General features: G+C 63.2%; 12 protein-coding genes. 4 read left to right on the top strand and 8 right to left on the bottom strand.

Annotated elements, in window-relative coordinates; translation table 11 throughout:
* Positions 1-89: 89 nt before the first annotated feature.
* From FJ958_RS24265 to FJ958_RS24240, 6 genes are all read right to left on the bottom strand, one after another.
* A complete protein-coding gene (locus FJ958_RS24265; protein ID WP_140746193.1) occupies positions 90-926 on the bottom strand; it encodes a GntR family transcriptional regulator in 837 nt (278 codons plus the stop codon).
* Between the two features lie 73 nt (positions 927-999).
* Positions 1,000-2,244, bottom strand: coding sequence for an MFS transporter (locus tag FJ958_RS24260; RefSeq protein ID WP_140746190.1), 1,245 nt, complete (start codon positions 2,242-2,244; stop codon positions 1,000-1,002).
* Entirely contained in the window at positions 2,241-2,693 is a 453-nt protein-coding gene (locus FJ958_RS24255) for a MaoC family dehydratase (RefSeq protein WP_140746187.1), read from the bottom strand. Before FJ958_RS24255 ends, FJ958_RS24260 begins: the two co-directional genes overlap by 4 nt.
* A complete protein-coding gene (locus tag FJ958_RS24250; RefSeq protein WP_140746184.1) occupies positions 2,690-3,130 on the bottom strand; it encodes a zinc ribbon domain-containing protein in 441 nt (146 codons plus the stop codon). The genes FJ958_RS24255 and FJ958_RS24250 overlap by 4 nt, the downstream gene beginning before the upstream one ends.
* On the bottom strand, positions 3,130-4,281 hold the full coding sequence (locus FJ958_RS24245) for a thiolase family protein (RefSeq protein ID WP_140746181.1): 1,152 nt from the start codon (positions 4,279-4,281) through the stop codon (positions 3,130-3,132). The genes FJ958_RS24250 and FJ958_RS24245 overlap by 1 nt, the downstream gene beginning before the upstream one ends.
* Positions 4,278-6,215 (bottom strand): acetoacetate--CoA ligase, encoded by a 1,938-nt coding sequence (locus FJ958_RS24240; RefSeq protein ID WP_140746178.1) that lies wholly within the window; start codon positions 6,213-6,215, stop codon positions 4,278-4,280. Before FJ958_RS24240 ends, FJ958_RS24245 begins: the two co-directional genes overlap by 4 nt.
* 131 nt (positions 6,216-6,346) lie before the next feature.
* Between FJ958_RS24240 and FJ958_RS24235 the strand changes: the two genes are divergently transcribed.
* On the top strand, positions 6,347-7,522 hold the full coding sequence (locus tag FJ958_RS24235; protein WP_140746175.1) for an acetyl-CoA C-acetyltransferase: 1,176 nt from the start codon (positions 6,347-6,349) through the stop codon (positions 7,520-7,522).
* A 354-nt stretch (positions 7,523-7,876) separates the two neighbouring features.
* Here FJ958_RS24235 and ligD read toward each other — a convergent pair whose 3' ends face one another.
* Positions 7,877-9,646: a DNA ligase D gene (ligD, locus tag FJ958_RS24230; protein ID WP_140746172.1), complete on the bottom strand. Its 1,770-nt coding sequence runs from the start codon at positions 9,644-9,646 to the stop codon at positions 7,877-7,879.
* A 380-nt stretch (positions 9,647-10,026) separates the two neighbouring features.
* Between ligD and FJ958_RS24220 the strand changes: the two genes are divergently transcribed.
* The 3 genes from FJ958_RS24220 to FJ958_RS24210 all read left to right on the top strand — a co-directional run bounded on the left by FJ958_RS24220 (position 10,027) and on the right by FJ958_RS24210 (position 11,551).
* Positions 10,027-10,506, top strand: coding sequence for a DUF2188 domain-containing protein (locus FJ958_RS24220; protein ID WP_140746169.1), 480 nt, complete (start codon positions 10,027-10,029; stop codon positions 10,504-10,506).
* Positions 10,507-10,686: 180 nt separating this feature from the next.
* Positions 10,687-11,082: a hypothetical protein gene (locus FJ958_RS32190; RefSeq protein WP_246679737.1), complete on the top strand. Its 396-nt coding sequence runs from the start codon at positions 10,687-10,689 to the stop codon at positions 11,080-11,082.
* 97 nt (positions 11,083-11,179) lie between these two features.
* Positions 11,180-11,551: a hypothetical protein gene (locus FJ958_RS24210; RefSeq protein WP_140746166.1), complete on the top strand. Its 372-nt coding sequence runs from the start codon at positions 11,180-11,182 to the stop codon at positions 11,549-11,551.
* A gap of 321 nt (positions 11,552-11,872) precedes the next feature.
* Here FJ958_RS24210 and FJ958_RS24205 read toward each other — a convergent pair whose 3' ends face one another.
* Entirely contained in the window at positions 11,873-12,946 is a 1,074-nt protein-coding gene (locus tag FJ958_RS24205; protein WP_210243469.1) for a helix-turn-helix domain-containing protein, read from the bottom strand.
* Positions 12,947-13,004: the final 58 nt, after the last annotated feature.

Here is a 13,004-nt window from a genome sequence, read left to right as displayed (position 1 = left end):
GACCCCATGACAGGCACGTTACAGAACATGCCCGGGATCGTCAATCTGGTTATAACCAGAAAACGAACTTTTTTGTCGACGTTCCGAGATCAGGTGCGATCCACCCCGTTCACCGTCGCGGACGGCTGCTCCACCGCCATGTGGATGCGGGCGACGGAGGAGTTGTAGAAGGCCTCGTAATATTCGAGCGCGGCGCCATCGGCGTCATAGGCGATGGACTCGATCTCGATCAGCGGCGTGTTGGCGGCAACGCCCATCTGCTCGGCCTCTTCCTTGGTCGGAAGCGCCGCGCGCAGCCAGCGGTCGGCGCGTTTCACCGTCAGGCCGAAGACGGCGCGGATGGTGCCGAAGATCGACTGGTTCTCCGACAGGATGTTTTCGAGGCCAGGCACCCGATGCCCCGGCAGGCTGATGCGCGTCATGGTGATCGGCGAGCCGTCGGTCATGTAGACGCGGCTGATCCTGACCACGCTGCCGTTGGCGGGAATGCCGAAGACGCTGGATTCCTTCTCGCTCGGCGGGCAGCGGCTGATCGACAGCGTGCGCGTCGAGACTTTGTGGCCCTTGGCTGTCAGGTCGTCGAACACACCGAGATTGGCGGTCATGAAGTCGACATGCTCGCGGGGCGCGGCGACGAACATGCCCTTGCGTGGCATCTTGATGATGCGGCCCTCGCTGGACAGCGAACCGATCGCCGCGCGCACGACGGGGCGCGAGACGCCGAAGAAATCGCAGAGCGCCTGCTCGGACGGAATGCGCGAATTGGCCGCCAGCAGGCCGGTGTTGATCGCTTCCTCGACCTGATTGCGCAACTGGACCCAGAGGGGGGCCGCCTCGTCGCGATTGAGCTGGACCTTGGAGCCGATCGAGCGGAACGCCTCGGCGGCCGCGGCATCTTCCTGGTCGTAGCGAGGACGCCCGCGCATTCTGGTCATCTGTTCCATTCGGTCAGCCTGCAGCAAATCATGTGCCGCGACTTCAAAAGCGGCAGCGCCTCCTTTAACGGAGGCCGCCCGCCATATTCACGCTCTCCGGCAACTTTCGCAACCACAGCATGGCGATCGTCCCAAGAACCGGTCCCGGAACCAGCAGCAGGAAGGCCCAGCGCCAGCCGCCGATGAGATCGGCGAAACGCGGCGCCAGCCAAATGGCGAGCACGGTGAGCGCAAAGCCCGCGCCCAATTGCACCGAGAGTGCGGTGCCGACGAAGCGGCGGTCGGCGAGTTCGGTGACGGCCGCGGAGAACTGCGCCGAATCACCGATCACGGACATGCCCCAGACGATGGCGACGAGCATGAAGAGCCAGAGCGGGCCCGTGAACACGAAGCCCATCAGCAATGCGCAGCCACCCGACACGATCATCATGCCGGCGGTGGTCGCCGTGCGGCCGATACGGTCAGACAGATAGCCTCCGAGCAGGCAGCCAAGAATGCCGGACGCGACGACAAAGAAGGTCGCCAAAGACGCCGCAGCGGCCGTGCCGATCGCCTGCGCCTCGAAGGCAGCGCGCGTGTAGGCAAGCAGCCACGCCCACATGGCGTAGAGCTCCCACATGTGGCCGAGATAGCCGAGATTGGCGAGCAGCAAAGGCCGCTCGCGGAACACCTGGCCGATGCGCGACGGCTCGAACAGCGCCTTGCCGAAGGGATAGGGCCCTTCCTTGGCAAACAAGAGAAACAGCAGCGCGCCAATGGCGGTCGCCACGCTGGCGGCGGCAACCACCGGCCGCCAGTCAAGTGTGCTCGACGCCGCGCGGAAGAGATGGGGAAGCGCCGAGCCGATGGTGAGCGCGCCAATGACCGCGCCGAGCGCCAAGCCCCTGTCGCGCGTGAACCAGGTCGCCACCAGCTTCAGCGCCGGCGGATAGACGCCGGCCAGTGCCATACCGGTCATGATCCGCGCGGCAATGACGCCGCCCGGCCCGGGATGAAGCAGCAGGCTTGCATTGGCGAGCGCGGCGACCAGCGCGGCCACTGCCATGAGGCGGCTGAGCCGCACCAGGTCGGGCAGGTTGACCAGGCTCGCCATCAGCGCGCCTATGACGAAGCCGAGTTGGACGCCGTTTGTCAGCCAGGCCTCGGCGCTTGGCCCAAGCCCCAGCTCTTGCTTCAGCTCGGGCAGGATGGCGGTCGCGGAGAACCATGTCGTCAGCGACAGAACGACCGCCAGGCAAAGCAACGCCAGCACCCGCCAGCGTTCCGTGTCGGCCGCCGTGCGGGGCCGGCTGTCATTCAGCGCGCTCATCCAGCCTGCAGCGGGACGGTGAACACGGTGGCGGTGCCGGTGAGACAAAGCTCGCCCTGGCCGTTGCGCACGCTGGTCTCGATCTTGCAGATCGGCTTGTCGGGCCGCACGTCCTTGACCTCCACGCGTCCGGTGATCTCCTCGTCAACGCCAACCGCCCTGACGAACTTCCAGGCCACTTCGAGAAACACGGTCCCAGGGCCTGGCAGGTCCTCGGCGACCAGCGCATTGAGGATACCCGAAGTGACGCCGCCCTGGACGATTAGTTTGCCGAACACCGACTTCTCGGCCAGCGCGCGGTCGTAGTGCAGCGGATTGCGATCGCCGGTGATGTCGGTGAAGGCTTCGATGTCGCTCATGCGCGTGCGCCGCGTGCGCTCGGCAAAGGCGCCGACCTGTGGGCGGCCCTTCACGACGCCTGCCCAACCGTCTTTCGTCTCGGTGCTCATTCCGGCTTCTCCTCTGTTGCTGGTTCGACTGATTTGAAGGCCGGCAGGACGCGGCCGCCAATAGCCGTCGGCGCGAGCAGCAGCGCGTCCCCTACTTGCGGTGGTCGCGCGCCGGGCTGAATGAAGCTCAGCATCGTTGGCCCTTCGGCTAGTTCGATCAACCCGACGACATAGGGTGCGGCCGGCAACCAGCCGGGATGACCCGGCTTGTGGACTTCCGAAAAGGATTTCAGCCGGCCTTTGCCGGAAGCGTCCTGCCAAACGAGGCGCTTGCTCCAGCAATGTGGGCAGATCGGGCGTGGATAAAAGACGGCCTCGCCGCAGTCCTCGCAGCGCTGGATGGTCAGCCGCCCCTCGGCGGCGGCATTCCAGAAGGGTGCAGTGAGCGCGGTGATCGTCGGGCCGGCGGTTTTCAAAGCGTTGAGATCGACGGACATCAGGCGGCTCCCAGCACCAGGGCGGTCGCCTCGCTCATCGTCGCGCCATTGCCGGTGACCAAAGCGAGCTCGGCCTTGCCGATCTGGCGTCCGCCCGCCGCGCCGCGCAATTGGCGCACCGCTTCGACGACGTGCGTCATGCCGCCGGCAAGGTCCGGCTGACCGAAACCCAGCTGGCCGCCATGCGTGTTCAGCGGCATGTCGCCCTTGTGTGATAGATCGCGATCGCGCAGCCAGGCGCCGAATTCGCCCGGCGCGCAGAGGCCAGCATCCTCGATCGTTGTGGCGACCATGATGGTGTAGCAATCGTAGAGCGAGAGAAGGTCCATCTCGTCGGCCTGCGTACCGGACTGCTGGAACGCCCGCGCCATGGCGCTCTTCAGCGGGCCGGAGGTGAGGCTGGGCGCCTGGCTGACGGCCCGGTGCGTGACCTTCTCGCCGGCGCCGAGCAGATGGACGGGCGGCTTGCGCAGCGAGCGAGCGCGTTCGGCCGAGGTGACGACGACAGCCTCGCCGCCGGCGACCGGCATGACGATTTCTAGAAGATGCAGCGGCGAGGCGATCATCGGCGAGGCCAGCACCGCTTCCACATCCGCCGGCTTGCCGAAGAAGATGGCGTCGGAATTGGACTGCGCATTGGCGCGCGCCGCCGCCGCGATCATGGCGAAATCCCGCGCCGTCGAGCCGTATTCCGCCATATGCGCCTGCATCAGCAGCGCGTAGGAAATGTTGGCGCCCGAGGCGCCGAACGGCACATCGAACTCGCGGATCGGATTGCGATTGGGCGAACGGGGTGCTGCCGCCTCGCGGTTGTTGGCGAGCACGCAGAGCACCGCCTCGCACATACCCGCTTCGATCGCCGCAGCCGCGCGCCAGACCATGCCGGCGCCGGACGCGCCGCCTAGATCGACGACATTGGCCATGGTCGGAGCGAGTCCCAGATATTCGGCGATGGTCGCCGGGACATGCTGCGGCGTCTCGCCGACTTGCGGCCCGACCAGCAGCCCATCGATGGCTCCCCGCTCCAGTCCCGCGTCGAGGACCGCCAGGCGTGAGACCTCGGCGATCATTTCCAGCGTCGTCACCCCGCTGGTCAGGCGCTGCGGCTTCAGCTCGCCAATGCCGACGATGGCTCCTTTCGACCGGCTCATGCCGCCTCGCTCCGGTCGAGCATGCGGTATTCCTCGAGGCATGCGGGATTGACGAGGGAAGCCATGTTCTTCACCGGCTTGCCTTCGAGGGTCGAGCGAGCCGCACCCTCCACACGCTTGCCGTTCAGCGTATAGGGCACGGCCTGCACCGCATGGATGCGATGCGGCACGTGGCGCGGCGATGCGCCTTCACGGACGGCGTGGCGGATGCGGGCTGCGAGTCCGGGTGTCAGCGCGAAGCCATCGTGCAGCTTGACGCAGAGCACGATTTCCTCGTCACGCTCGACCGGCGCGCCGAAAACGAGGCAATCCTCGATCTCGGCAAAGGTCTCGCAAGCCGCGTAAATCTCTGCCGTGCCGATGCGCACGCCGCCGGGCTTCAAGGTCGTGTCCGAGCGGCCATGGATGACAGCGGAGCCATGAGGCGTCATCTCGGCCACGTCGCCATGCGTCCATATTTCGCGGCGTGCCGCGAAATAGGTGGCGTGATAGCGCGCGTCGCCGTCCTTGCCCCAGAAGGTGAGCGGCATCGACGGGAAGGGTTCGGTGCAGACGAGATCGCCCTGTCGACCGATGAGCGGCGCGTTGCGCTCGTCCATCACCGCCACCGCGAGGCCAAGACCTTTTACGGTCAGTTCGCCACGACGAACCGCATGGATGGGCGATCCGAGCAGGAAGCAACCGATGATCTCGGTGCCGCCGGAGATCGAGGCGAAGATCATGTCGCGCTTCACATGCGCGTAGACCCAATCGAACTGGCCGGGGGAGACGGGCGCGCCGGCTGAGAGCAACGAGCGCAGCGATGAAAGGTCGTGCAGACGCCCCGGCGCATAGCTTTCGGCCGCAAGCGTGGCCAGATATTTCGGACTCGTGCCGAAATGGGTGACCTTGGCGCGCTCCGCCATTGTCCAGAGCGGGCGGGGGTCGAGGCCGTCGGCAGATTTCAGGATCGGCGCGCCGTCATAGAGAACGACCGTCGCGCCGCAAGCAAGGCCCGAGATCAGCCAGTGATACATCATCCAGGCCGTGTTGGTGTACCAGCTCACGACGTCGCCCGGGCGGACGTCGCCATGCAGCAGGTGTTCCTTCAGATGCTGGAGCAGCACGCCGCCGGTTCGATGGACGATCGCCTTCGGCGCGCCCGTAGTGCCGGAGGTGTAGAGCACATAGGCCGGATGGTCGAACGGCACGCGTTCGAAAGCCAGCGGTACGTCGGCGCCGAAATCCTCGAAAGCGACAGCCGCGGTCATGGCGGGTTTGTCGCCGCCCGTCAGCACCACCATCGTCACCGTCGGCAGCGTGGCTACGATTTCGGCCAGCCGGCCGGAAATGTCGTGCTCCTTGCCCGCATAGCGGTAGCGTGGCGCGACAAACAGCACCTTGACGCCGATCTGGCCGAGACGATCGACGATCGCGGCGGCGCCGAAATCCGGCGAACAGGATGACCAGATGGCGCCGATCGACAGCGTCGCCAGAAGTGCGACGAGGCCCTCGAGGCGATTGGGCAGGATGCCGCCGACGCAATCGCCCTTGCCGACGCCGGCTTCGCGCAGTCCTTGCGCCGCCCTGGCGACGAGACGACGCAGTTCGCCGAACGTGGTGGTGCGGAAATGAGCGCTCTCATCGGCCTCGATGACCGAGAGCTTTTCCTCGTCGCCGCGCAGCAGATTTTCCGCGAGGTTGAGCCGCGCTTCTGGCAGGAAGCGGCTCCGCGTCATCGGCGCCTGATCGTCGCGAAAAAAGGAAATAGCGCCAGGCTCGCCGATGACCTCCGCAAAGTCCCACACGGCGCGCCAGAATGCGCCGGGCTCGCCGATCGACCAGCGATGCAGCGTCTCGTAGTCCCGCGGGTCGAAGCCGTTGGCCAGAGAAAAGCGCGCAAGGTTGGACGACTGGAACGCGGCCGGCGCCGGCGTCCAAAGCACGGACGACATGGATTTCCTCCCGCAATGCAGGCCAGCCGGATACCGCGACCTTGCCTGCCGATGCATTTCAGATTATTGGTTATAACCAGAATGTCAAGCAGCTATCGTGGGCACGCCATTCGCGTTGTGGAGGACTGGAAATGGATGCCGTGTATATCGTTGCCGCCAAACGCACGCCGATTGGCAAGCTCAACGGTGCCTTTGCGACCCTCTCGGCGGCGGAGTTGGGCGCGCAAGTTGTCCAAGCAATTCTGGTCGATGCGCGGCTTGCGCCCGACGCCGTCAGCGAGGTGATCATGGGCCAGGTGCTGACCGGCGGCGCTGGGCAGAATCCGGCACGGCAGGCGTCGCTGAAGGCCGGCCTGCCGGTCGGCGTTCCCGCCTTGACGGTGAACAAGGTCTGTGGCGCCGGCCAGAAGTCGATCCATCTTGCCGCGCAGGCGATACGCTGCGGCGACGCCGACTGCGTAATCGCCGGCGGGCAGGACTCGATGACATCGGCGCCGCATTTCATTTCCGGCGCGCGCGGCGGAGTGCGCATGGGTGATCTGACGGCCAAGGACTCCATGATCACCGACGGGCTGTGGGATGCTTTCCACAATGTGCACATGGGCATGACGGCCGAGTCCCTCGCAAAGCGCTATCAGATCACGCGCGATGAGCAGGATCGCTTCGCGCTGCGCTCGCAGGAGAACGCGGACGCCGCCATTCGGGCCGGAAGGTTCAACAATGAGATCGTCCCGGTCTCGATAAAGACCAGACAAGGCCATTCTAACGTCGCCCGGGACGAGCACCCAAATCCCTCGACCACCATCGAAGGTCTTGGCCGCCTGAAGCCGGTCTTCGACCCGGCCGGGTCGATCACCGCCGGCAATTCCTCCGGCCTCAACGACGGTGCCGCCGCCGTCCTGGTGATGTCGGAAGCACGAACGAACGAACTAGGGCTTACACCCCTGGCCCGGATCGCTTCCTATGCTTCGGCTGGCGTCGAACCGATGGACATGGGGCTGGGCCCGGTTGCCGCCTCGCGTCTCGCGCTTCGGAAGGCCGGCTGGCGGTCGTCGGACCTCGACGTCATGGAGATCAACGAGGCCTTTGCCGCACAGGCCATCGCGGTCAACCGCGAGATGGGCTGGAACGAGGACATCATCAATATGAGCGGCGGAGCCATTGCGCTTGGCCATCCCCTGGCTGGCTCCGGCTGCCGCATCGTTGTGACATTGCTCTACGAGATGATCCGCCGCGATGCGAAGAAGGGCCTCGCCTCCCTCTGCATCGGCGGCGGCCAGGGTGTGGCGATCTGCCTGGAGCGATGAGCCGGACACGCCAAGTGGTTGATGTGTGCGGAAATTGATGGTGGCGTGGCCACGCCGTCTACCAGCATCGATCCAGCGAAGGGCAGCTTGGTAGCACTGAACCCTATGGCGGACGTTGGGGCATTGCTGTCTGATAGCCTTGGGCCAGAGGAGTCGCTTGGGACCGGAGGCACACCGGCAGCTTCAGGCGCGAATCCTCAAAGGCGGACATTCAGGTAGACGTGAGCAATGTCGCCATCTTACCCATTGGAACCTTTCGACCTACTTCAGAGATCGCGCTGCAAATCAATCTCCGGATCGAGTTGGATAGTTCCCGCTGGGGATGCCGCACAGGGTGGTGACGCCGGTCACGGGCTACGCGGCTTTTCGAGGCGTGGCTTTGAACGGGTGCGCCAGCGTGAAAGCGTCCGGCCGAATGCCAGCCTCGACCTGTTTCCACGTAACTGGATGGGCGATTGGGAAGCCGCGGCGGGCTCGTGGTGAAAACGCGCCGACGGCGGTATTGCCCCGGCCGTTTCGGAGGTAGTCAAGAAAGATGCGGCCTCTCCGAGCTGCTGGGTCGGCGGACAGCAGGTACCGGTCAGGATCGGCGTCAACGAGCAATTGGGCGATTGACTTGGCAAGTTGCCGGGCACTGTCATGGGTCATCTTCGCAGCGAGCGGGGCCATCAGGTGGATGCCTTTGCCGCCAGTGACCTTCGGCCAGCTCTCCAAGCCAGTTGCCTCCAAGATGCCGCGTAGCGACAGCGCGGCTTCGATCACCGCATCCCATGGAACGCCTTCGCCGGGATCGAGGTCCAGGACGAGCCGGTCGGCATGTTCGACATCGTCAATAGCGGCGTTCCAAGGATGAAGCTCGACGGCATCCATTTCTACTAGGCCAAGCAGGCCGTCGAGACCATCCACCCACACCCGGACGCCTTCGCCGCCTTCGCGTTTTTGCACCCGTAGCTGGTGCACCGATGCCGGTATCGGAGGCAGGGGTCCCTTGTGGTAGAAGGTGGCGCCGAAGGCATGGCGGACCAGCTTCAGCGGTCGTCGGCCGAGATGGATCAGAGCCTGATCGGCCACACGTTCCCAGTATTGTGCGAGCTCTTCCCTGGAGGGTGTGACGGCTTCGGGGAGAAGCTGCAGAATGTTCTCACGAGGAACCCCGTGTTGGCTGTCCGAGCGCCGCTTGGAAGGTGATGGCGGCTTGGCCGGGATCGTCTGCAGATCCTCCCGCAACCCCTTGAACACCGCCTCACGCAATATCCCGCGATCCGTCACGCCACTGAACTGCACCTCGGCCAGCACCACGGGTTCCACCCACGTCGCCTTGGGCTTCTTGATGTGTTCCGACAAAGGTGATTTGCCCGTTATGAGCGGATCAAGCCGCTCCCGAACGCGCCGCGCAGCTTCCAACGTATAGCCGCTTTTGGCCTTTCCGGCATAAAGCAGCCGGTCGCCTTCTCGCCTGCCGATATACAGGGATGCAATGCGGCGCGGTTTGGCACCGAGCTTTTCAACGAATGCGACAATCGGAAACGTGTCGCTCTTGACGCATTTCACCTTGAGCCAGCTCGCCTGGACGCCCGAGCGATAAGGAGAATCTGCCCGCTTGGAGACAATGCCCTCCAGGCCCAAGCGGCAGGCATGATCGAACACATCCTCACCACCCAGCTCCAGATGCTCGGCATAGGTCAGCGTCGGCGCCGTTTCGTCCAGCAGGTCTCGCAGTGCGGCTTTGCGCTCAATCAGCGGCTGTTGCCGAAGATCGCGGCCATCGAGGTGTAGAAGGTCGAATGCAAAGAACATCAGCTTTGGCGAGTTCGGATTCCCCAGCTCCCGCTCGAGGGCTTGATAGTCGGGCAAACCGGTGGCTCCGAGCACGACAGCCTCGCCATCAATGATGGCGGATTTGACCGGCAGGTTCGCAGCCGTCTGGACAATACGCTTGTACCGATGCGACCAGTCGTAGCCGCGACGAGTGAAGGCACGTGCCGCGCCACCCTCGATGACAAGCTCCGTCCGATAGCCGTCGTATTTGATCTCATGCAGCCAGTTGTCGCCGTCGGGAGCCTTCTCGACCAGCGTCGGCGACTGAAAATCGATGAAGGCGAGTTGGCCCGTCGGTTTACGCATGCGCTCGGAACTCCCTGAACGGGATTCAAACCGTGCGAGCGCTATCGGTTCCGGGTATTTTAGAAAAAATGAATGTAATACGGGTCTGGATAAGGCTGCAGAGCCGGCCCACAAACGTTCGTTACATGGATCGTCGGCGGCCTTTCCGTATTAAACGGGTAAACATTTTTTGGCCCTCCCCTCGTCTTATCTGCTCACCTGAATAGCGTTACTATGTCGGCCATCGGTCGAAACAGCTTCATCGACTGGTCTGGAAACGGCAGAAAACTCTCACGCTCGTAAAAGGCTCGGGCGCCATCGTCCTTCACGTCGACAATCACAGCGAACGAGGCAACCTCGCTGCGGGCCGCGCGCTGGTCGTCGCTGCGGCGATCGCAAGCTTGGCCGCGAAGCGCGGCATTCAGGTGATAGACACTTGGGCAAGGCCGGTCGTGGAATTTAACAATCTTGCTGCGCTTTCAAAAAATTGCACAAATGTAAGGCTGAGCCGTGAGCGACGGCATTTGGCATGCCAGGCATTGCAGCGCGTCTGCCGCCATGGTTTGGTCAAGCATGGCATACGGGGGGCGCTTTTGGCAAATGTTAGATACTACGTGTCGAAAGCTGCCGATCGTTGGAAGGTCCGGTACGACGATAAGGACTATCCGTTTGAGACGCACTCTGAAGCTGTCCTGGCCGCGACCAAAGCTGCGAGCAGCGCCGCTTCTTTAGGACATGGGGCAGAGGTACTGGTCCAAGGTCTGGATGGAAATGGCGAACCGAATGGCCCTATGGCTGAGGTGCAACGCACCGGGCAATTGAACCTGCTGCTGCGCAGCTGGCGGCGTCAGCACGGAAGCCAGCGCGTCGGCTGCTCATGACTGATCCTTTTGTGACCACTCAAAATATGCTGTCCGACCAGGCCGAAAAAGTCGCTGCATTTTCTAACTTTGGCGTATGTGAGATACGCGAAAGTTAGAAAATGCCCCTGCACCTGGTTGGAAAAAACAGACAAAACCCGCAGCCACTCTCAGGCTGAGACGGGCAGGCTCGTCCAGCTGATGCGCGGCATCTATGTCGATGCTGGGAGGATGTCGAGGCGACGGTACTCAAGCAGCCATTCGCATCACCAAATATCTCTATCCCAACGCCTGCCTGTCAGCGGCGAGTACTATCCTTCTTGGGCCAACCCGCAAGTTGGAAACGCTTGGCGGTTCCCGTCAGCTCGGCTTTATCCGCTGCCTGACCGCGCGATCCAACCGGCGCTCGAGGCGCGGAATGGCCAAACTATCAAAGCGAAGACCAGGACGGTCGAAGGCAGCCACATGATCATGTTGTCGAAAGCGTCCGCAGTGGCCGCGGTGATTGAACAGGCCACCAGCGGTGATCGAGCTGAAGACCGTCGGCTAGGCGAGGCTGCCATTGCGCTGATGGCGATGGCGCTGCGCGTCTCATGATCCCGGTTCCAGGCCAGCTGCGGATCTGCTTGGCGGTCGACCGGACCGATATGCAGCGTGGGATGCAGGGCCTCAGCCAAGAATGACCACGGATAGCATGGCCATGGTGCGCATCCTCATCGTTCGCGGCCCGCTGCTTCCACGCCATGGTCGCCGTGCGATACCAGAGGCAGACAATCGCAACGACTGGGTAGGGTCTCAGTTTGAAATTTGTCCCAATCACCTATCCCGTTTGAAGGGGAAAGCGAAAGCGCCTATGCTTTCCGCTAAGATGGGAACGGTAATGGCCTTCACTGTGATCTGGTATGGAAGAGAGGGCGTTATCGACCAGGTGACTTTCGACGCCGAGAAGACGGCCAAGGATCATGCAATCGCTATGTTCCAGACCCGAAGGGGTGACGATGGCGTCGTGTGCGTTGAAGTTCGCAAGGACAACGGTGCTGTCGTGTTTAGTCACGCGGAGAACTAGGGATTACCGACTGGGCCTAAAGGCCAGGAACGCCCGCCGGTGTGAGAGGCAATGCCGTCCGCGTCATGCGCATTGTGACAGGCGAGGCCGAGCCGACCCTTTGACGTCCCTGCTCACTGGAAGCCAGCTATTTTACCCATGACGAGAAACATCAGCTCTGCTCGTGCCTAAACTCGCCTCCATCGGGCGCTTCCGCTTCGCATGAAGCATGTCGCGATCAGCGAGTTGCTACATTAACCCCGCTTCCATGTCGGGACCGACAAGCATGAGCCTCCAACTGGAATGCGGTCGGATGATCTCGGCTGAAATGCGACCGGTTGCTCACCGAGTGGCTTTTTCGGCAAGTACTTCTGGGTCGGACCGATAGGTTCGCGACATTCGCATGATTTCTGGCCGCACGGTAAGCTGCGTCTCCCGGAACGCCCGGCGGAATGCTCGCGGCGACTGGCCGAACTGGGCGGAGAAGGCCCTGGAGAACACCGACGGGTAGGAGAAGCCGCAGGCGACGGCGATATCCTTGATCTCGCGCTCTTCGTAAAAGAGCAGATTGCGCGCCGCCTGCAGCCGGGTGCGCAAATAAAGCTGGTTCGGCGTCTGGCCGAACCGCGTCAGGCAACAGCGCTCCAAGGTTCGCACCGAAATGCCGAGATGGCGGGCGAGGCTCTTCGGCTCCAGCGGAAAATCGAGATTGCCTTCCATCAGGGCGACGATGCGGCGCGAGAGCGAAGGCTTGGTTTCGCCGGCCTCGTTGTCGTCGGTTCGCTGCGGGTGAATGTCGTTGCGCGGCGTATGGATCAGCGCGTTCGCGACTTCCCTGGCAAGCACGGTGCCGCGCAGCCTGCCGATCAGGTCCAGTATCAGGTCGAGCGTCGCCACACCGCCGGCACAGAAGGCGAGCTGACGGTCGATCGAATAGATCTGGTTCTTGGTTCCTGAATCGGGAAAATGCTCGTGATAGGACGAGGCGGCCTCCCAGTGGACGACTGGTGCGCGATCGCCCGTAAGCCCCGCCGCCGCGATCGCGAAGGCGCCGGTGTCGACACCCACGATCATCGAACCATGTCGATAGGCGTTGCGGAGCGCACCGCGCACACCAGCCGAAATGTTCTGCGTTGGCAGGTTGCCCTCCAGCACGACCAGGAAGTCGCAGCGCGGAAAGTCGGCCAGATCATGGTGCGCGGAAACCCACATGCCATTGCTGGCGCGCACAGCCTCGCCATGATCCGAAATCATGGTCCACTCGAAAAGATCCTGGCCGCTGTTCTGGTTGGCGATGCGCAGCGCCTCGGTCGCCATGATGAGCGCATTCATCGGGAATTCGGGCTGCAGCATGAAGGCGAACCGAGGTCGCCGGCTGGAGGCGGCGGCGATGACCGGATTTTGCTCGACGTGCAAGGTCATTCCCGAAAAAATGATTTCTGACGTTATACGTAGAATAATTGACGCTGTCGGT

The organism is Mesorhizobium sp. B2-3-5, assembly GCF_006442395.1.
Lineage (GTDB): Bacteria > Pseudomonadota > Alphaproteobacteria > Rhizobiales > Rhizobiaceae > Mesorhizobium.
The sequence above is the reverse complement of the archived record's forward strand: the minus strand, read 5'-3'. Positions and strand labels throughout refer to the sequence as shown.

Coding starts and splice junctions, on each gene's coding strand:
- FJ958_RS24265 (WP_140746193.1), bottom strand. CDS start 926: ATGCGCGGGCGTCCTCGCTACGACCAGGAAGATGCCGCGGCCGCCGAG.
- FJ958_RS24260 (WP_140746190.1), bottom strand. CDS start 2,244: ATGAGCGCGCTGAATGACAGCCGGCCCCGCACGGCGGCCGACACGGAA.
- FJ958_RS24255 (WP_140746187.1), bottom strand. CDS start 2,693: ATGAGCACCGAGACGAAAGACGGTTGGGCAGGCGTCGTGAAGGGCCGC.
- FJ958_RS24250 (WP_140746184.1), bottom strand. CDS start 3,130: ATGTCCGTCGATCTCAACGCTTTGAAAACCGCCGGCCCGACGATCACC.
- FJ958_RS24245 (WP_140746181.1), bottom strand. CDS start 4,281: ATGAGCCGGTCGAAAGGAGCCATCGTCGGCATTGGCGAGCTGAAGCCG.
- FJ958_RS24240 (WP_140746178.1), bottom strand. CDS start 6,215: ATGTCGTCCGTGCTTTGGACGCCGGCGCCGGCCGCGTTCCAGTCGTCC.
- FJ958_RS24235 (WP_140746175.1), top strand. CDS start 6,347: ATGGATGCCGTGTATATCGTTGCCGCCAAACGCACGCCGATTGGCAAG.
- ligD (WP_140746172.1), bottom strand. CDS start 9,646: ATGCGTAAACCGACGGGCCAACTCGCCTTCATCGATTTTCAGTCGCCG.
- FJ958_RS32190 (WP_246679737.1), top strand. CDS start 10,687: ATGCGCGGCATCTATGTCGATGCTGGGAGGATGTCGAGGCGACGGTAC.
- FJ958_RS24210 (WP_140746166.1), top strand. CDS start 11,180: ATGGCCATGGTGCGCATCCTCATCGTTCGCGGCCCGCTGCTTCCACGC.